The organism is Acidovorax sp. 35-64-16, from assembly GCF_002281195.1.
In the GTDB taxonomy this organism is placed as follows: Bacteria; Pseudomonadota; Gammaproteobacteria; order Burkholderiales; family Burkholderiaceae_C; genus Acidovorax; species Acidovorax defluvii.
The window spans coordinates 55598-73621 of record NZ_NCFM01000006.1; the positions used below are offsets into that span (position 1 = coordinate 55598).

Genomic DNA, 18024 nt, shown 5'->3' on the forward strand with positions numbered 1-18024 from the left:
GTCATAGGGGCACTCCGCCCATCAGGTGGGCCACCGCCTCGGGGCTGGAAGGAAACCACGCGTGAAAGTAGCTGGCGTGGATGCTGCCCTGCTGGTACAGCGCCTCGCCAGCATCCGGCGCGGGCACTTCACCCGGCCGGGCCGTGCGGGCCACCACGGTGGCGCTGCTGTCGCAGGTCGAATAGTGAAACGTGTGGCCACGCAGGGTATGCCCCGCCACGGCCAGTTGCTGCGGCCCCAGCGCTGCCAGGCGCTTTTGCATGGTCACCTGGCCGGGCAGCAGTCCCCACAGCGGAGCCGTGCTGCCGTCAGCCAGGGTGATGGATTCAAACAGCGCCATCATGCCGCCACACTCGGCCCACAGGGCCTTGCCTGCGGCCACATGCGCACACAGGCTGGCCTGCATGCCGGTGTTGGCGACGATCTGCGCGGTGTGCAGCTCGGGGTAGCCACCGGGCAACCACACGGCATCGCAGTGGGGCAGCGCCGCGTCGTGCAGGGGCGAAAAAAATACCACGCGCGCGCCCATCTGCGTGAGGCACTGCACGTTGGCGGCGTAGATGAAGCAGAACGCGGCATCGCGCGCCACGGCCACCGTGCGGCCCGCCAGCAAGGCGGGCACGGCAGCCGTGTGCGCGGGCGCGGGGAAATCCACCGCCCAGCGTTGCAGGTCCTGGGCCGTCATCTGCCCCAGCGGCGTGGCCGCCAGCGCGTCGGCAGCGGCATCCAGGCGCTGCTGGCTGTCCAGCAGCTCGTGCGCCGCCACCAGGCCCAGGTGCCGCTCGGGCAGCAAGGCCCCGGCAGCACGGGCAGCGCCCACATCAACGCCCACATCAGCTTTCAAGGTCACCCGCATCAGGGCACCCAGCCAATCCTGGGGCTCGCGCAAGCCAGCCTGCAGCATGTCGGCATGGCGTGCGCTGCCCACGCGGTTGGCCAGCACGCCCGCCCAGGGCAAACCCGGGCGGTAGTGCCGCAAGCCAAACGCCAGTGCACCAAAGGTGCCAGCCATGGCGGACGCATCCACCACCGCCAGCACCGGCACACCGAAGCGCTGGGCCAGATCGGCCGCACTCGGGTCGCCATCGAACAGGCCCATGACGCCTTCGATAAGGATGAGGTCAGCCTCTTGCGCCGCCGCATGCAGGCGCCGGGCGCAGTCGGCTTCGCCCGTCATCCACAGGTCGAGCTGGTGCACCGGGGCCCCGCTGGCAAGCTGGTGCCAGTGCGGGTCCAGAAAGTCGGGCCCGCACTTGAACACCCGCACCTGAAGTCCCCTGCGCGCATGCAGCCGCGCAAGGGCCGCCGTAACGGTGGTCTTGCCCTGGCCGGACGCGGGTGCGGCGACCAGCAGCGCCGGGCAGCGGGCCGATGAAGGTGGAGTCATGCTGAGCGCGTACCGACCAGAGACTGAGCCGCCGCGCCGGGCCGCCCCAAGCAAGGCTGCGCCCCCTCGGGGGGCAGCGACCACACGAAGTGAGAGAGCTTGGGGGCTATGTTCACTGCGGCGCCCACTTCACGCCGACATAGAGCGTACGGCCAGGTGTGGCGTAGGTGCGGGCCAACTGGTAGTCCTTGTCGGCCAGGTTATCTATGCGGGCCAGCAGCGTGTAATCACGGGCAATGCGGGTGCTTGCATACAGGTTGAACAGCGCATAGCCCCCCAGCACATTGGTGTTGGCAGCATTGTCAAACCGGCGACCCGAGGCCTGCACCTCGGCGCCCAGGGTCCAGTCGGCAATGCGCGTGTCGGCACCCAGGGTGGCATGGCGCTTGGCCCGGCGCGCCAGCTGCTTGCCCGTGTCCAGGTTGCGTGGGTTTTGCAGGTCGAGCGAGCCGTGAAGCTGCACACCCGACAGGTGGTAAGACCCGGCAAACGTTACACCCTCGTACTGCGCGCGGGCCGTGTTGGCATAGCAACCGAAGGCAGATGCACAGGTGCCTGCACCCGCGAACGAGATCAGGTTCGAGACCCGGTTGCGGTAAGCCACCACCGAGAAGCTGCTGCGGTCTTGTGCATACCGCAGGCCCAGTTCGGCGTTGCGGCTGGTCTCGGGCTGCAGCGTGGCCACGCCGTATTCGCTGAACCGGTGGTACAGGGTAGGTGCCCGAAAAGCAGTGCCCACCGAGGCCGTTGCGCGCCAGTGTGAAGCAAACGCGTAGCCATAAGACGCACTGCCCGTGTCCTTGCCACCGAATTCGCTGTCGGAATCGTGGCGCACATTGAGCTGCAGCGTGTGGCGCCCCGCGTTGAAGCCATAGCCCAGCGCCAGCGCGTCCTGCGAGCGGCCATTCTGGATGGGGGCGTTTTGCAGGTCGTCTTCGCGGCGTTCCAGGGCGGCACTGAAACGATGTGCGCCCCAGCGGAAATCGTTTTGCCAGAGGTAGCCGCGCAGCTTTGTCTCGGTGAGGTAAGGCGATGGCGTGGTTTCGTAGCGGTTGACCGAATCGGTCACCGACACGCGCGTGCTGTACACGTCCGACCATTGCGCAGCCCAGCTGAGGCCTGCCGTACGCAGGCGGTTCAGGCTGCGGTCATCCACGGGCCTGGACACGCTGTAAGAGGTATTGTCGTAGCCCGCATTCATTCGGCTGGCCAGCAGCGTCGCGTCCAGACGGTGCCGGGCATTGATGCGAAATCCCAGCCGGGCGTTACCCGAGGTGCTTTGGTAGCCGTCGCGGTCAGGGTTGTGTGAGCCGCTGACCTTGGCATCAAACCCGTCGCTGATTTCGCGCGCAATGCCCAGCGAATAATCGAACGCGCCATCCTGCCCGGCCGCGCCGCTGACCCCGGCCTCGATTTTGCGGGTGCCCTGGCTGCCAATGCCCATGCCCACATAGGGCCTTGCAGGGCCTTCGCCCCGACGGGTGAATAGCTGGATCACGCCACCAATGGCGTCCGATCCATAGACCGCAGCGGCCGGGCCGCGCAGCACCTCGATGCGGTCGATCTGCGACAGGGGAATCTGCTCCCACTGCGCGCCGCCGGTGGACTGCGAGTCAATGCGCACGCCATCGATATAGACCGCCGTGAAGCGCGATTCAGCGCCCCGCAGAAAAACGCTGCTGGCGTTGCCCACGCCACCGTTGCGTGAAATCTCGATACCCGGCAGGCGTGCCAGCACATCGGCCAGGCCCGTGGCACCGCTGCCTTCGATGGTTTCGCGGTCCACGATGGACACGTCGGCCACCAGATCGGCCAGGGGCTGCTCGGTGCGCGTGGCGGTCACCACGGTGTCTTGCAGCGAAGGCATGCGTGCGTTTTGCGCCAGCAGCACGGGCGCAGCCCATGGCTGCGCTTGCGCCACCACCTGGGCAGACACCAGCGACAGGACAGCCAGCACGCAGGGGCGCAGGCACAGCGGCGCCATACGGCGCGCACGAGGGGTACGGATTTTCATAGGAATCATCATCAACAAACAACCCGAGCCGGCTTCCCCGCCAGCATGTGGGTGACAAGGCTTCGTTTGCCCTGAAAGGCGCACGAAACCACCGTGTTGGCCGGTATCCGGGCTGGCGGAGCACCCTCCAATGCCTTCCCAGGCGCTTGTTCAAGGCACCCAGTGGCGTGTGAATGAAGAGGGAATCGGATGATTCGTCCGCTGACCGTTGCGGGGGCAGCGCAGGCTGGGCCCACCATGTTTGGCGGAACCTCCCTGCTTCCCGTTGAACTGCGGTATGTGAACCACACCGCGAGCACCAACGGCGCGATTTTAAGGGCATTCCAGGTGCACCCCTCTACAATCGTTGGCAGTATGGACGCTCCTTCCACCACCGACCAGATCGCCGAACGCGTTGAGCGGTTGCTCTTGCGCCACGCGGAACTCCAGCGCACCAACGCCCTGCTGGCAAGCCAGGTGGCTAGCCTCACGCAAGAGCGCGACTCCCTCAGATCACGCTTGAGCGCCGCCCGCGCCCGGGTGGATGCCCTGCTGGAACGCCTGCCCACCGCCCCCTCCCCCAAGGACGCCGAATGAAACAAATCGAGGTGCAGATCCTGCAGCAAAGCTACCTGCTGTCCTGCCCCGAAGGGCACGAGTCAAGGTTGCTGGAAGCGGTGGAGCGTGTAGACACCGCCATGACGCGCATCCGCGATGCCGGCAAGGTGCGGTCGCGCGAACGCATTGCCGTGCTGGCGGCGCTGAATCTGGCGTTTGACATTGCCGACCGCGAAGCCGCTGACCTGGCGGCCGAGCGTGCACAACCAGCCGGTCACACCCACACCATCGGATCAACAAGCCAGCCTTCCGACGCGAGCACCGATGATCAGCGGCTGCAGGCGCTTGTGCGTCGCCTGGATGACGCCTTGGGGGAAGACGGGCGACTGCTCTGAGCAAATCGCACCTGCAGCCACTGTTTACAACGGCAGCGCCTGCAGGGCATGCATCCAGCGCCTACAATGGAGGTGTCTGCGGTGCTGCCGGGCTTTATATTTCCTTGAACCAATGCTCATTGAGCACGGGCTTGGTACATCGCCCGGTGAGCGTGATCATCTCGCGTCAGATGAACCCAACGCCTGGCTGCCCTCGCCCACCTGAACCCCCGGTTCAGGATGCCGGTCCGGTGGCACTTGCAGACACCCTCTTTTTGCCCCCGTCAGTGCAACAACGCTCTGCGCAGACGTCGCGCCTTCAGTACCCCCGGAATCCTTTGCATGATGCTCGACCCCCTTCTGATTGTTGAACTCGGAATCCTCGGTCTGGGCACAGGTTTTCTGGCGGGCCTGCTCGGCATTGGTGGTGGCATGCTGCTGGTGCCCTTCCTGACCTACATCCTGGGCCACCAGCAAGTAGCCCCCGATCTCGCCGTCAAGATGGCCATTGCCACCTCCATGGCCACCATCATGTTCACCTCGATTTCCAGCGTGCGCGCACACCACAAGCGGGGTGCGGTGCGCTGGGACATCGTGAAGCGGCTGGCGCCGGGCATCGTTATCGGCGGACTGGTGGCGAGCCTGGGCGTTTTTTCGCTGCTCAAGGGTGCATTTCTGGCAATCTTCTTCGGGCTTTTTGTGAGCTTCTCCGCATTTCAGATGTTTCTGGACAAAAAACCGGCGCCGTCCCGACAGATGCCGGGACCCGGCGGTCAATTGGCGGCCGGGGGGCTGATTGGTTTCCTGTCCGGCCTGGTGGGTGCCGGTGGTGGTTTTGTCAGCGTGCCCTTCATGACCTGGTGCAACGTGGCCATTCACAATGCCGTCGCCACCAGTGCCGCACTGGGCTTTCCGATTGCCTTGGCGAATGTGGTGGGTTATGCGGTGGGCGGTCAATCCGTGGACGGCCTGCCCGCAGCCTCGCTCGGCTATATCTGGCTACCGGCTCTGGCAGTCATCGCCACCTGCAGCGTCATGACAGCGCCCTTGGGCGCCCGCGCCGCGCACCAACTGCCCGTGAAACAGCTCAAACGTGTGTTTGCCAGTTTGCTGTTCGTGCTGGCAGCCTACATGCTCTGGAAGGGCGTGGCCGCGTACTGAGGGAAACCCCCTGCGATACGGTAAGGCCACATGCTGAGCGCCCTCCCCGTGCTCTTGCGCTGCGGGAGCAAGCTATTCGCCCAGTCTAGGAGCCTGTCGGACTTGGAGCGTCGAAAGTGAAAATCGGCCCCAGCGAGGACAGTTTTTGCCAGATTTGCAGCGCCATAGCCCGGCTATGGGGCAAAAAGGTGGTGAAAAATGGATCGCTGCGGCCGATTTGCAGCCGACGATTTCCAAGTCCGACAGGCTCCTAGGTGGCAGGCCTCTCTGGCGCAAACTGCGCCAGCCCGAGGGTGGACTTGCCCAGCAGTTGCCGGAACTCGGCCGAAGGCAGGCCAGGCGAACACAGGTATCCCTGAAAATGGCCACACTGCATCTGTTGCAGCACGGCGCGTTGGGCAGATGTTTCCACACCCTCTGCCACCACTTCGATATGCAGCGCGCGCCCCATGCTGATGATGGCACTGACAATGGCACGGTCCCCATCGTCTTCGGGCAGGCCCCGCACGAACGACTGGTCGATCTTGAGCTTGTGGATGGGCAGCTTCTTCAGATAAGCAAGGCTGGAGTAGCCCGTCCCAAAGTCGTCGATGGCGAGGCTCACACCAAGCTCTGACAGGGCTCCCAAGCGCAGCTCCATTTCGTGCGCATCCTGCAGCAAGATGGTTTCGGTCAGCTCCAGTTCGAGCAAGGTCGGTGGCAACTGGTGCACTGCCAGCAGACGCGTCAGACGTTCCACGAAATCTGCCTGGCGAAACTCCAGCGCAGAAACGTTGACGGACACCACAATGGGCATGCCATCCCGCATCCATTGCGCAGCTTCGCGCACAGCCTGCTCCATCACCCATGCCCCCAGCGTCACGATATAGCCGGACTCCTCAGCCAACGGCACAAACTGTGCGGGTGATACGGCACCAAACTCAGGGTCCGTCCATCGGATCAGCGCCTCTGCCCCGATGATCCTGCCGGTAATGAGGTTCACCTGCGGTTGATAATGCACAGACAGGCGCTGCTCACCCAGCGCCTGGCGCATGGCGTGCTCGAGCTTCATGCGCGAGAGCAGGTTGGCGTTCATCTGTGGCTGGTAAAAGCCAAAGCTGCCACGCCCCCGCTCCTTGACGCGGTACATGGCCGTGTCGGCCTGCTTGATGAGATCGTCCAGCGTGGCCCCGTCTTGCGGATACAGCGCCATGCCAATGCTGCACTGGATGGAGAACCCCATGCCATCCAGCAAGAACGGCCTGAGCATGTCGTCCAGTATCCGGCCTGCCACGCTTTCCGCCACCACGGCGTCGGCGCCATGCAAATAAATCACGAACTCGTCGCCACCGAGGCGGCACAACATGTCGGTCTGTCGCAGGCAAGCCTGCAGGCGCTCGGCAACCAACTGCAATACCCGATCACCAAAGGGATGGCCCAGAGAGTCGTTGATGATCTTGAACCGGTCCAGATCCAGGAAAAGGATGGCAAAGCCGGTGTCGCTGGCCCGCCCGCCTTGAATCGCGGTGTGCACCCTCTGCGATAGCAGCAACCGGTTGGGCAAACCGGTCAGCACATCGCTGTAGGCAAGTTCTTCAATGCGTTTCTGGGCCGCGTGCTGCAACGTGAGGTCGCGCATGAAGCCAATGCTTTGTACAACCCGGCCTTCATCATCGCGCAGCGCAACCCATGAAAGATGCACGGCGCAGTAGGCACCGTTGTCGCATGGCAACCAGAGCTCGCCCTCCCAGAAGCCTTCACGATCCCATCCGGCCAGCACCTGTTCCATGAAGGATGCGTCCGAACCACTACCAAACAAGGACGCCGCCAGGCATCCCTCAAACGCTGCAGAGCAAGGCCCAACCAAACGCTCGCAGCCCGGATTCATGCGCATGAGCTGGTGCTGGCTATCTGCAATGAAGATGGCGTCCAGGCTGGAATCAAAAACCCGTGCCGCCAGACGCAGGCTAGCCTGCACCTCGGTCTGGCGGGTGATGTCCCGAAAGGAATACACACGTCCCACGGGTCGTCCCTTGTGAAGCTGGGGCACCACGCGGCGCTCCACCGTCATGCCGCCGTGCAACTCAAGGATGTCGGTGCGCTCCAGCAGCGGCTCACATTCAATGGCGGCAAGGCGCGCCTGATAGTCCTCTGCATCCACCACCATGGATGAGAGATGCTCGTGCACCGCAGCGTCATTGCGCTGCAGCAATAGCGCCCGCGGAATATTCCAGATTTGCGCCAGCCGCTGGTTAAAGGCACGCACGCGCCCGTCAAGCCCGCACACCAGCATGCCGTCGGCAGCGGAGTCGAGGGTGGCGCGCAATTCGGAGAGCAAGGTTTCCAGCTCCTGCTCGGTAGCGTTCTGGGCACTGCGGTCCAGCATGGTGAGCATGAGAACAGCGTGCCCATCGCCCGGGTTCACCCATGTGACGCGTCGATCCACAGGCACCAGCACACCATCTGCTCGCAACATGCTGGTGTGAGAGTGAATGCCAGCTGCAAGGGTGGCCTTGGGCTCGGCCCAGAAGGCATGGTCCTGGGGCGTCGCTGCCAGGCTTGTCACGGGCTTGCCTACCATGTCGCTACTTGGCAGTCCAGCCAACCGCTCCGCCGCCTTGTTCACCTGCAGGATGCACAGGCTCTTTTCGTCCACGAGCCAAACGGCCTCCAGCAAGCCATCCAGCCAGGCGTGCGTCGGAAAAAGACTCACGCTTGCGCCTTGTCGGGACCGGGGTCTACCGCGCGTTCAAAAAAATAACAGATCCGCTTGCGAGGCGACAGGTAATCGAGTGCATCGCGAGGCAACTGGGCAGGCTTCAGACTGCGTCGTATACCCAGTTCGGGCATCTCCTCCAGGTCCAGCACCGGCGCCTCGTCCTTGGGAACGCGGGTGTCGTGAACAATCACCTTGGGGCGCAGCGGCCTGGAAGAGTTGACCGAAACCACAATCGCGTAACGGTCATTCACCAGCTGAACCACGGATCCTGGCGGATAAACCCCCATCATTCGGATGAAGGCTCCCAGTACCACCGGATCAAAGCGCGACTTGAGCTGGGCAAAAATCGCCGAAAGGGCTTCGTGGGGAGTCAGGACCTCCACACTTCCCACCGGGTTGCACATGCGGTCGTAGTGATTGACCAAGGCCAGAATCTGGCCCGCGCGCCCCATATCTTCGCCCACGAGACGCAGGGGGAATCCGCTACCGTCTGCCATTTCATGGTGCTGGGCTATTGCGGTCAGAACAGCATCTGACAGTCCCATTTGCTGGGCAAAAGCGACTGAATGCCCCACATGCGCCTCATAACGCTCTCGCGCGGCCGGAGTGAGCCCGGCGTCAGCTGGTGCGTTGAGCTTGCCCAGATCGTGCAGCAACGCAGCCATCCCGAGCTGGTGCATTTCCGGGGTTTTCATGCCCAAAGCCTTGCCCAGCAAGAGGCTGACCACCATGACATTGACGGGGTGCAGCGCGCTGCTCTCGCCCACGCCTTCTGACAGGAGACGGATCACTACGTCCCCGTTCTGCAGCAATTCCTTCAGGCAGTCCGCCACCAGCGCTTCGCTGTGATGGCGAGCCAGGTCTGGCTGCGCGCCAACTGCACGCTCTACGGCCTGATACTGCCGTGTCGCGTCCTCGAAACGCTGGTTGCATGCGGCCAATAGCTGGTTCTGACGCTGCAAGTGGGCGCGATTCTGGGCGGCGATGGAATCTGCAATTACAGCCGGGACAACCGGGTCTGCTGCCAATTCCGGGTCGTCCACATCAGGCACCTTGGCCACTACCGCGTCCAGTGCGGGATCACTTTTATGGGGATAGTAACGAACTTCGGAAAGGCCAAGCTCCCTGAGCGTGGCAATCTGGCTCGCCGAAACGATGCGAAAGCGGCTCACTGGGAAAGGATGATGCAACCAGCCCACGTCCAACTGAACGTACATGCCGATGCGAAGCTGACTGATGTCAATAAGGAGGGAAGAATTCACAGCACATAGAAAGATACATGGTAAGATGAATTCCACCAATAGTTACTGCAATTATCGCCCGGTCACCGACTCCAACACGGTTGCCTTGCAGCTAACGGCACCACAAGGAGGGTTTGTAGATCAGATCCATCCACAGGGCCCAACCAGCAACCCCCACCAGTAGCGCCCCCGCCAGCCGGGTTCCCCAGCTGGCGCGCACCGCATTGATGCGTGTACGCAAGCGGCCCCACAACCAAGGGCCACCCACAAGCCAAAGACCGCTGCCCACTCCGAAAAGCAGCATGGTGACGGCGCCCTGCAGTGCACCACCGCTGAGCGCGGCAACCAGCAGCGCCGAATAAAGCAATCCGCAAGGCATGAGGGCCCAAAGCAGCCCCGCCACCATCAGCCCTCCAGGTGCACGGACAAGAGGTTGCACGCGGCGCCAAGCCGTGCGCCCGGCCCGCTCCACCCACACCGGCTGACGCGCCTGCACCATCATCATCAAGCCCCAGGCCATGACAGCAACGTGCATCAAGGTCCATACCGGACTCAGGGCCATGGTTTGCTGCGTCAGCCAGGCCAGGCTCTCCATGGCCAGCGCTGCCAGCGCGCCCGCCCCGGCATAGCCAAACAGGCGCCCAAGGTGAAACGCCAGCAACCGGCGCGGCATGCCGCCTTGCGGAACCCACTGCACTGCCTGAACCGCAACGTTGCCGGTTTCGTCCGCAGTGGAACGCGCCCCGCCCTGCCCCACCAGCGCACCGCAAGGTGCAGCGCACATGGCCAAGCAATGGGGCCCGCCTGCGAGACCCATGAACAAGGCAGTTACGGCGAGAGGCGCAAGCATTTATTAGGGTGCACAGTCCATTCAGTCAACGCTAGATGATGCGTGAGAACCTGGCCCGATTGCGGTCCGCCTGCAAATAGCGGTCAAACACCATTGCGATGCCGCGCACAAAAAACCATCCCATGGCCGTCACCTTGATGCTCTCTGAATTCAGCACAACAAGACCTTGTTCGGCCATGGTCTCCAGCTGCTCCAGCTCGGGCGCAAAATACTTCCGAGAATCAATAAGCCACGCTTGGTCAATGGGTTCAAACTGCAATTCACCTTGGCACATGAGCGCCATGATGACAGCCCTTCGGACCAGATCGTCACGGTTCAGCGCCAATCCACGCACCACAGGCAAACGTCCCTGGTCCAGATGGTCGTAATATTCCTCGAGCGACTTGGCGTTCTGACTGTAGGTGGCACCCACCCTGCCGATCGCCGACACCCCCAAGCCAATGAGGTCGCAATCGGGTTGGGTGCTGTAACCTTGAAAATTGCGGTGCAGTCGCCCTTGCCGCTTGGCAACGGCCAAAGCATCGGTGGGCAAAGCAAAATGGTCCATGCCCACATAGACATACCCGGCTTCCATGAAAGTGTCCAGCGAGCGCGAGAGCATGGTCACCTTGGCTGACGCCGCGGGCAGTTCTGTCGAGAGAATGCGCCGCTGAGGCTTGAAGCGATCTGGCAAGTGCGCATAGGCATACAGAGCAATCCGGTCTGGGCGCAACTGGACCACCTGAGCCAAAGTGCGGTCGAATGACTCGGGTGTCTGGCGTGGCAGCCCGTAGATCAAATCGACATTGACCGACTCAAAGCCCAGCGCGCGCGACGCCTCCACGAGCGCGAAGACCTGCTCTGCGGGCTGGATGCGGTGCACGGCCTTCTGAACCTCGGCATCGAAATCCTGAACGCCGAAGCTCAGACGATTGAAGCCCAACTCGGCCAGCACCGCCAGCCGATCTGCCGTGACAGTGCGTGGGTCCACTTCGATGGAGTACTCTCCGCCCGGGGCGAAAGTGAAGCTGCGCCGCAGCGTGGCCATGAGCTGCCGCAATCCATCGTCCGAGAGGAACGTAGGTGTTCCCCCCCCCAAATGCAGCTGACTGACAACCTGCCCGGTGCCGCAATGGGCCGTGTGCAGATCAATCTCGCGGCTCAAGTAGCGCAAGTACACATCCGCACGGTCGTGGTGCTTGGTGATGATTTTGTTGCAAGCGCAGTAGTAACACAGCGATTCGCAAAAGGGGATATGGACGTACAGGGACAATGGCAACGCCATCGCCGTGGTGCCAAGCCGACGCTGCGAAAGCGCGAGGGCATAATCCTCCTGCCCAAAAGCTTCGACAAACCTGTCGGCCGTTGGGTATGAGGTGTAACGGGGCCCTGGCACGTCAAAACGGCGCAGAAGTTCTGGTGAAACAGCGGTCATTGGAAAATATCCTTGCGTGCAGCAGTACTGTGCCGTACCCTTCGCCCAACGTCCTTGACTTTAATCAAGAGGATGGTCGGACGTAGCGGCGACAATTTGATTCATGTCAGCAGCCGAGCGCACAAATCGCGTCCCGCCAGCCACACACCAATTATCCCTGCCCAACCAGACTCCAGTGTCCATGAATCCGCAAACCATCAAAGTCGCCTGCTCCAACTGCAACCTGCGAGAACTCTGCATGCCCGTTGGTCTGAACGAGCAGCAGCTGCAACGGATTGATGAAGTCGTGGCTGTACGACGAAAAATCAAACGGGGAAGTACGCTGTTTCGCAATGGCGAGTCGTTCACTTCGCTCTATGCCATCCGTACCGGGTTTTTCAAGACCTGCGTCGCCACGGAAGACGGACGCGATCAGGTCACGGGCTTTCAGATGGCCGGTGAAATCATCGGACTGGATGGCATCGTCAACGATCACCACACCTGCGATGCCGTCGCGCTCGAAGACGCCGAAGTGTGTGTCATGCCTTTCGATCGCATCGAAGAGCTGTCGCGCGAAGTCTCTGCACTGCAGCACCACGTTCACAAGATCATGAGCCGTGAAATCGTGCGCGAGCACGGCGTGATGCTTTTGCTTGGCAGTATGCGCGCAGAGGAGCGCCTCGCAGCCTTTCTTCTCAATCTGGTGCAACGCCTTCATGCCCGCGGGTTCTCTCAATCAGAGCTGGTGCTGCGAATGACACGAGAGGAAATCGGCAGCTACCTGGGTCTCAAGCTGGAAACGGTGAGCCGAACGTTCTCCAAATTTGTGGAAGACGGCATCGTGGAAGTCAAGCAGCGCCACGTTCGCATTCTGGACACCGAAGCCCTCAGGCGAATCGTCAACAACCAACAGGCCTGCCACTGAGCAGCCACCTGAAATCGCGCCCCCCACTGAGTCGCCTCACTGCAACGGCATGGCGGCTACGGGCAGGGCGTCACTTTGTGACAATCGTCGGGCCGAGCATGCGCAGGCACAGGACAACAATTGAGCTCAAAAGGTGACATGGACAGCAGGGTTGTCATAGCACTGGCAACCATGGTGATGATCCAGAACACGAAAAAAGCGAGGGTGTAGACACCCTCGCGAGACAGCGTCAAGGGCTGGCCAAACCAATGCAGATCCTGCGGATCCACCATGGCAAAAACCAGCATTTCGAGAATGCCCGCCACCATGAAGGCAGGCCATGCAATCCACATCAGGCGTTGTGTCCACATCGTCTTGTTTCCTTTAATCTTGGCAAAAGATTGCGCATGCGGAGTGCCAACTCAGCGGGGCTGATCTCCGGCAGGAGTCGCCGCGTGGTTCCGGGCTTTCAGTGCAGGAGCCAAGCTTTTTTCTGGTTGCGCCAGCGTCTGGTTGATTTCAAGCCCCTTGCGGTAATAGTCTTCGGCCACAACGGGGTCTGGGCGGCTGATGGCCAGCCACAAGGTGACAAAACCAGCGATCACCACAATGACCGGCCCGGCAATCACCAGCCAGACATGACCGAATCTCCACCAAGGTTGCGGTTCACGATTGATAACGGGGTTGGACGACATGGAATCTCCTTGAAACATCAGCAATACAGCGCACAAACCACCATGTAGGGCACAGTGACTTTCACTCAGCGTGGAACCAGGAAAATGGATTTTTCAGCCACTTTGCCGCCGCTTTCCAGCGCTGAAATGTCGAAATGAATCGCGTGAGAACCTGGAGGTGCCGATCCATAGGGGATTTGCAACCGCACTGCGACCCAACGAGACTCCGCAGCGCCTATGTCTACCTCTTGCTCCGAGGCCACCTCAAGGCCATCCAGGCCCGATGCTGAAATGCGATAGCGCTGCGTAGCCTCTGTAGCGTTCATGATTTGCAGCCGATAAACATTTTCAAGCTTGCCCCCCGCCACAATGCGGGACAAGGCGGCGCGATCCCGCACAATATCCACTTTGAGCGGTGTCCGTGTTGTGAGGCTGACTAACATACCCACGCACAATGCGACCAGAACGGCGGTGTAGATGAGCACACGAGGGCGCAAGACATGTCGCAAAATTTGCGACTGATTCCAGCGATTGAGAACACCATTCTGGGTTGAATACCGTATCAAGCCCTTGGGGTAGTGCATCTTGTCCATCACGGTATTGCAGGCATCCACGCAAAGGCCGCAGCCAATGCATTCGTATTGCAGACCCTTGCGGATATCAATACCCACCGGGCACACTTGAACACACAAGGTGCAGTCAATGCAGTCGCCCAGCCCCTTGGCCTTGTAGTCCACCGTCTTGACTCGGGGGCCACGCGGCTCGCCTCGGGCTTCGTCGTAGGTGACGATGAGCGTATCTCGATCGAACATTGCGCTCTGGAAACGGGCATAGGGGCACATGTATTTGCACACCTGCTCCCGCATAAAACCGGCATTGCCGTAGGTGGCCAATCCGTAGAAAAGCACCCAGAAAATCTGCCAGCCGCCAGCAAAAGCCAACAGCTCAGGACCCAGCTCCCGAATCGGCACAAAATAACCCACAAAGGTGAAACCGGTCCAAAGGGACACGGCCACCCATACGGCCTGTTTCAGGAACTTCTTGCGGATTTTCTCAAATGTCCAGGGGCCCGCATCCAGCCGCAGACGCGCACTGCGATCTCCCTCGATCTTGTGCTCGATCCACATGAATATCTCGGTGTAGACCGTTTGTGGGCAAGCAAATCCGCACCATAACCGGCCCGCAACCGCAGTAAACAGAAACAGCGAAAGCGCCGAAATGATCAGCAGCCCCGTCAGATAGATGAAATCCTGTGGGTACAGAACCAAGCCGAAAATATAGAAACGGCGAGCACCCAGATCAAACAGCACCATCTGGCGCTGGCCCCACTCAAGCCAAGGCAACCCATAAAAAACGATTTGGGTCAGAAACACCATGGCCCACCGCCAACGCGCAAAGTACCCACTGATGGATCGCGGGTAAATCTTCTTTTGCGCCTCGTAGAGGGAAACAAATTCGCCCTCTGCCGATGGATCGGGTGTGGCCGCCGCAATGGGAATGACCTTGCGCGGTGGCCTGTCAGATGATTTCATGGTGCTGGCGGTGGAGGCAGAAAAACAAACACTTCAGGACGACGACCCCAGCCAGAGGTGGCGGGGTCGCCCCGATTTCAACGGGCGGCGGCGGGCTTGTTGGACAAGCCCCATACATAGGAAGCCAGCACGCCGATCTGCGCTTCTGACAGCTTGTCTGCTTGCGCAGGCATCTCGTTGACCTTGCCGCTATTGATCATGGTGGTGATGGCCGCTTCGCCCCAGCCATGCAACCAGATGTCGTCCGTCAGGTTGGGGGCACCCAGAGCCTGGTTGCCCTTGCCGTCCATACCGTGGCAGGCCGCGCATGAGACAAACTTGGACTTACCCAAGGATGCCCGCACGGAATCATGGGGGCTGCCCGAAAGACTCAAGACATAGTGCGACAGATTGCGGACATCTTCCGGAGATCCGACCGCAGCAGCCATGGGAGGCATATTGCCGATGCGCCCCTTTTCAAGGGTTTCGCGGATCTTTTCGGGGTTGCCGCCATGCAGCCAGTCGTTGTCCGCAAGGTTGGGGAAACCCTTGCTGCCACGAGCATCCGAACCGTGGCACTGGGCACAGTTGTTCATGAACAGGCGCTCGCCAATGGCATGTGCCTGCGGATCCACGGCCACGTCTTCAGGCTTCATGGACGCAAAGCGTGCATACAGAGGCTCAATTTCCGCCTTGGCTTTGGCCATTTCGGCCTCGTACTCGCCCTTTTGCGTCCAGTTCAGCTTGCCTGTGAAGGTGCCAAGACCGGGATAGGCTGCCAGATAGCCCAGACCAAAGACGATGGTGATAACGAACAGCCACACCCACCAACGCGGCAGGGGGTTGTTCATTTCGACCAGATCCTCGTCCCAGACGTGGCCGGTGGTGTTGTCGGCCGTGGCCGAGACTTTCTTGCGGCCCGCCATCCAAAGCAGAATGCCGCAGGCGATGATGCCGACAAGGGTCAGCGTGGTCACAAAGACCGACCAGAAATTGCTGGTGAAGTCACTCATGGGATGTTCTCGTTCTGGTGAAGGTCAATCTTGCTTGAAGGGCAGCTGGGCTGCCTCATCAAACCTGGACTTGTTGCGGCCCCTGTAGGCCCAGACCCAGATGCCAATAAAGCAAGCCATCGATGCCAGTGTGGCGACGATGCGCATGGTCGTGATGTCCATGGCAAATTTCCTTTACTTGAGCGCACGGCCCATGACTTGCAGGTAAGCCACCAAGGCATCCATCTCGGTCTTGCCCTTCACATCAGCGGCAGACGCAGCGATCTGCTCATCGGTATAAGGCACGCCCACGGTTCGCAGCGCATTCATGCGCGGGGCTACATCGGCTGGATCAAGGGTGTTTTTCTCAAGCCATGGATACGCGGGCATATTGGACTCGGGCACCACGTCGCGCGGATTGTTCAGGTGAATGCGATGCCATTCGTCGCTGTACTTTCCTCCCACACGATGCAGATCAGGGCCGGTGCGTTTGCTGCCCCACTGGAACGGATGGTCGTACACGTATTCGCCAGCAACCGAGTAGTGGCCATAGCGCAAGGTTTCTGCGCGGAAGGGCCGGATCATCTGTGAATGGCAGTTGTAGCAACCTTCACGAATGTAGACATCGCGCCCCATCAGCTGAAGCGACGAGTACGGCTGCACGCCGGTTACCGCCTCGGTTGTGGACTTCTGAAAGAACAGAGGCACGATTTCCACCAGGCCGCCGATGGCGATCACCAGCAGGATCAGCACGATCATCAGAAAATTGTTGGTTTCCACCTTCTCATGGGTGAAGCCGGCAGAAGCATTTTGGTTTTTATCAGACATGAATGGGCTCCTTCGGGCTCAGGCGTGGGCAGCGTTCACGGCGGGAATGGCTACCTTGACCGAACGACCAGAAATAGCGGTTGCCCACACGTTCCAGGCCATGATGATCATGCCGCCCAGATACAGCAGCCCACCGGCCACGCGGATCACGTAGAACGGATAGGTTGCCTTCACGCTTTCAACGAAGGTATAGGTCAACGTGCCGTCCGCATTGATGGCGCGCCACATCAGGCCCTGCATCACACCGGCAATCCACATGGCGGCGATGTACAGCACGATACCGATGGTGGCCATCCAGAAGTGCAGCTCAATCGCCTTGATGGAGTGCATCTTTTCGCGCCCGAACAGGCGGGGAACCATGTAATACAGCGAACCCATGGTGATCAGACCCACCCAACCCAAGGCACCCGAGTGCACGTGACCCACGGTCCAGTCGGTGTAGTGGCTCAGGGCATTGACGGTCTTGATGGACATCATCGGACCCTCGAACGTGGACATGCCGTAGAACGACAGCGACACGATCAAAAAGCGCAGGATAGGGTCGTCACGCAGCTTGTGCCAGGCGCCCGACAGGGTCATGATTCCGTTGATCATGCCGCCCCAGCTCGGGGCCAGCAGAATCAGGGAGAACACCATGCCCACCGATTGCGTCCAGTCAGGCAGCGCGGTGTAGTGCAGGTGGTGTGGGCCCGCCCACATGTAGGTGAAGATCAGTGCCCAGAAGTGCACGATGGACAGGCGATAGCTGTACACCGGACGGCCCGCCTGCTTGGGGATGAAGTAATACATCATTCCCAGGAAGCCGGTGGTGAGGAAAAAGCCCACAGCATTGTGGCCGTACCACCATTGCACCATGGCATCCTGAACACCCGCATAGGCCGAATAGCTCTTCATGAAACCTGCGGGAATGGCAGCACTATTGACAATGTGCAGCAAGGCTACCGCCAGGATGAAGGCCCCAAAGAACCAGTTGGCCACATAGATATGCTTGACCTTGCGCGTGCCGATCGTGCCAAAAAACACGATGGCATAGGACACCCAGGTCACGGCAATCAGGATGTCGATAGGCCATTCCAATTCGGCATATTCCTTGCCCTGGGTGTAACCCAGGGGCAAGCTGATCGCCGCAGCCACAATGACCAACTGCCAGGCCCAGAAGGTGAACGTAGCCAGCGACGGTGCGAACAGGCGCGTCTGGCACGTACGCTGCACCACGTAATAGCTGGTGGCAAACAGGCCGCAACCACCGAACGCAAAAATCACCGCGTTGGTGTGCAGTGGACGCAAGCGCCCATAACTAAGCCAGGAAATACCGAAATTGAGTTCTGGCCAAGCAAGCTGGGCGGCGATGAACACGCCCACCAGCATGCCAACCACCCCCCAGACCACGGCCATGATAGAAAACTGACGCACAACCGTGTCGTTGTAGTGCGCAGTCATTGTTTTTGGAGAATCCATCG

17 protein-coding genes, 1 other RNA gene and 1 riboswitch are annotated in these 18024 nt (G+C 60.8%); of the genes, 5 read left to right on the forward strand and 13 right to left on the reverse strand.

Going from position 1 to position 18024, the window contains the following annotated elements; translation table 11 throughout:
• Window position 1 precedes the first annotated feature (1 nt).
• On the reverse strand, window positions 2-1387 hold the full coding sequence (locus B7Y64_RS06650) for a cobyrinate a,c-diamide synthase (RefSeq protein WP_291328571.1): 1386 nt from the start codon (window positions 1385-1387) through the stop codon (window positions 2-4).
• A 112-nt stretch (window positions 1388-1499) separates the two neighbouring features.
• A complete protein-coding gene (locus B7Y64_RS06655; protein WP_291323846.1) occupies window positions 1500-3401 on the reverse strand; it encodes a TonB-dependent receptor in 1902 nt (633 codons plus the stop codon).
• 80 nt (window positions 3402-3481) lie between these two features.
• Window positions 3482-3719, reverse strand: a riboswitch (cobalamin riboswitch).
• Window positions 3720-3755: 36 nt separating this feature from the next.
• On the opposite strand from B7Y64_RS06655, the gene B7Y64_RS06660 reads away from it, so the two are divergent.
• The 4 genes from B7Y64_RS06660 (at window position 3756) to B7Y64_RS06675 (ending at window position 5473) form a co-directional block, all read left to right on the forward strand.
• A complete protein-coding gene (locus tag B7Y64_RS06660; RefSeq protein WP_024815424.1) occupies window positions 3756-3977 on the forward strand; it encodes a hypothetical protein in 222 nt (73 codons plus the stop codon).
• Window positions 3974-4333: a cell division protein ZapA gene (locus tag B7Y64_RS06665; protein ID WP_291323847.1), complete on the forward strand. Its 360-nt coding sequence runs from the start codon at window positions 3974-3976 to the stop codon at window positions 4331-4333. The genes B7Y64_RS06660 and B7Y64_RS06665 overlap by 4 nt, the downstream gene beginning before the upstream one ends.
• A gap of 70 nt (window positions 4334-4403) precedes the next feature.
• Window positions 4404-4583: non-coding RNA, 6S RNA (ssrS, locus tag B7Y64_RS06670), on the forward strand.
• 74 nt (window positions 4584-4657) lie between these two features.
• Complete coding sequence (locus B7Y64_RS06675; protein ID WP_291323873.1) at window positions 4658-5473, forward strand: sulfite exporter TauE/SafE family protein; 816 nt, start codon at window positions 4658-4660, stop codon at window positions 5471-5473.
• A gap of 250 nt (window positions 5474-5723) precedes the next feature.
• Here the strand turns inward: B7Y64_RS06675 and B7Y64_RS06680 are convergent, their stop codons facing one another.
• From B7Y64_RS06680 to hemN, 4 genes are all read right to left on the reverse strand, one after another.
• Window positions 5724-8165 (reverse strand): bifunctional diguanylate cyclase/phosphodiesterase, encoded by a 2442-nt coding sequence (locus B7Y64_RS06680; protein ID WP_291323848.1) that lies wholly within the window; start codon window positions 8163-8165, stop codon window positions 5724-5726.
• Entirely contained in the window at window positions 8162-9433 is a 1272-nt protein-coding gene (locus B7Y64_RS06685) for an HD-GYP domain-containing protein (protein ID WP_291323849.1), read from the reverse strand. The genes B7Y64_RS06680 and B7Y64_RS06685 overlap by 4 nt, the downstream gene beginning before the upstream one ends.
• A gap of 91 nt (window positions 9434-9524) precedes the next feature.
• Window positions 9525-10262 (reverse strand): sulfite exporter TauE/SafE family protein, encoded by a 738-nt coding sequence (locus B7Y64_RS06690; RefSeq protein ID WP_024815429.1) that lies wholly within the window; start codon window positions 10260-10262, stop codon window positions 9525-9527.
• Window positions 10263-10293: 31 nt separating this feature from the next.
• Window positions 10294-11676 (reverse strand): oxygen-independent coproporphyrinogen III oxidase, encoded by a 1383-nt coding sequence (gene hemN, locus B7Y64_RS06695; RefSeq protein WP_024815430.1) that lies wholly within the window; start codon window positions 11674-11676, stop codon window positions 10294-10296.
• Between the two features lie 181 nt (window positions 11677-11857).
• On the opposite strand from hemN, the gene fnr reads away from it, so the two are divergent.
• Window positions 11858-12580: a fumarate/nitrate reduction transcriptional regulator Fnr gene (gene fnr / locus B7Y64_RS06700; RefSeq protein ID WP_024815431.1), complete on the forward strand. Its 723-nt coding sequence runs from the start codon at window positions 11858-11860 to the stop codon at window positions 12578-12580.
• Between the two features lie 56 nt (window positions 12581-12636).
• Here the strand turns inward: fnr and B7Y64_RS06705 are convergent, their stop codons facing one another.
• The 7 genes from B7Y64_RS06705 to ccoN all read right to left on the reverse strand — a co-directional run bounded on the left by B7Y64_RS06705 (window position 12637) and on the right by ccoN (window position 18022).
• Window positions 12637-12930 (reverse strand): hypothetical protein, encoded by a 294-nt coding sequence (locus tag B7Y64_RS06705; protein WP_291323850.1) that lies wholly within the window; start codon window positions 12928-12930, stop codon window positions 12637-12639.
• 51 nt (window positions 12931-12981) lie between these two features.
• Window positions 12982-13254 carry a FixH family protein gene (locus B7Y64_RS06710; protein ID WP_024815433.1) on the reverse strand — a complete coding sequence of 91 codons (273 nt, stop codon included), beginning with the start codon at window positions 13252-13254 and terminating at the stop codon, window positions 12982-12984.
• Between the two features lie 65 nt (window positions 13255-13319).
• Window positions 13320-14765 carry a cytochrome c oxidase accessory protein CcoG gene (gene ccoG, locus B7Y64_RS06715; protein WP_024815434.1) on the reverse strand — a complete coding sequence of 482 codons (1446 nt, stop codon included), beginning with the start codon at window positions 14763-14765 and terminating at the stop codon, window positions 13320-13322.
• A 77-nt stretch (window positions 14766-14842) separates the two neighbouring features.
• Window positions 14843-15757, reverse strand: coding sequence for a cytochrome-c oxidase, cbb3-type subunit III (ccoP, locus tag B7Y64_RS06720; protein ID WP_024815435.1), 915 nt, complete (start codon window positions 15755-15757; stop codon window positions 14843-14845).
• Between the two features lie 24 nt (window positions 15758-15781).
• Window positions 15782-15919, reverse strand: a complete 138-nt coding sequence (locus B7Y64_RS06725) for a cbb3-type cytochrome c oxidase subunit 3 (RefSeq protein WP_024815436.1) — start codon at window positions 15917-15919, stop codon at window positions 15782-15784.
• 12 nt (window positions 15920-15931) lie between these two features.
• Entirely contained in the window at window positions 15932-16564 is a 633-nt protein-coding gene (gene ccoO / locus B7Y64_RS06730; protein WP_024815437.1) for a cytochrome-c oxidase, cbb3-type subunit II, read from the reverse strand.
• 18 nt (window positions 16565-16582) lie between these two features.
• A complete protein-coding gene (ccoN, locus tag B7Y64_RS06735; RefSeq protein ID WP_111866911.1) occupies window positions 16583-18022 on the reverse strand; it encodes a cytochrome-c oxidase, cbb3-type subunit I in 1440 nt (479 codons plus the stop codon).
• Window positions 18023-18024: the final 2 nt, after the last annotated feature.

What these genes read in the sequence shown, in the direction of transcription:
- B7Y64_RS06650 (WP_291328571.1), bottom strand. Translation starts at nt 1,387, where the DNA reads ATGACTCCACCTTCATCGGCCCGCTGCCCGGCGCTGCTGGTCGCCGCA.
- B7Y64_RS06705 (WP_291323850.1), bottom strand. Translation starts at nt 12,930, where the DNA reads ATGTGGACACAACGCCTGATGTGGATTGCATGGCCTGCCTTCATGGTG.
- ccoO (WP_024815437.1), bottom strand. Translation starts at nt 16,564, where the DNA reads ATGTCTGATAAAAACCAAAATGCTTCTGCCGGCTTCACCCATGAGAAG.
- fnr (WP_024815431.1), top strand. Translation starts at nt 11,858, where the DNA reads ATGAATCCGCAAACCATCAAAGTCGCCTGCTCCAACTGCAACCTGCGA.
- B7Y64_RS06710 (WP_024815433.1), bottom strand. Translation starts at nt 13,254, where the DNA reads ATGTCGTCCAACCCCGTTATCAATCGTGAACCGCAACCTTGGTGGAGA.
- B7Y64_RS06690 (WP_024815429.1), bottom strand. Translation starts at nt 10,262, where the DNA reads ATGCTTGCGCCTCTCGCCGTAACTGCCTTGTTCATGGGTCTCGCAGGC.
- B7Y64_RS06655 (WP_291323846.1), bottom strand. Translation starts at nt 3,401, where the DNA reads ATGAAAATCCGTACCCCTCGTGCGCGCCGTATGGCGCCGCTGTGCCTG.
- B7Y64_RS06675 (WP_291323873.1), top strand. Translation starts at nt 4,658, where the DNA reads ATGCTCGACCCCCTTCTGATTGTTGAACTCGGAATCCTCGGTCTGGGC.
- ccoP (WP_024815435.1), bottom strand. Translation starts at nt 15,757, where the DNA reads ATGAGTGACTTCACCAGCAATTTCTGGTCGGTCTTTGTGACCACGCTG.
- hemN (WP_024815430.1), bottom strand. Translation starts at nt 11,676, where the DNA reads ATGACCGCTGTTTCACCAGAACTTCTGCGCCGTTTTGACGTGCCAGGG.
- B7Y64_RS06725 (WP_024815436.1), bottom strand. Translation starts at nt 15,919, where the DNA reads ATGGACATCACGACCATGCGCATCGTCGCCACACTGGCATCGATGGCT.
- ccoN (WP_111866911.1), bottom strand. Translation starts at nt 18,022, where the DNA reads ATGGATTCTCCAAAAACAATGACTGCGCACTACAACGACACGGTTGTG.
- ccoG (WP_024815434.1), bottom strand. Translation starts at nt 14,765, where the DNA reads ATGAAATCATCTGACAGGCCACCGCGCAAGGTCATTCCCATTGCGGCG.
- B7Y64_RS06660 (WP_024815424.1), top strand. Translation starts at nt 3,756, where the DNA reads ATGGACGCTCCTTCCACCACCGACCAGATCGCCGAACGCGTTGAGCGG.
- B7Y64_RS06665 (WP_291323847.1), top strand. Translation starts at nt 3,974, where the DNA reads ATGAAACAAATCGAGGTGCAGATCCTGCAGCAAAGCTACCTGCTGTCC.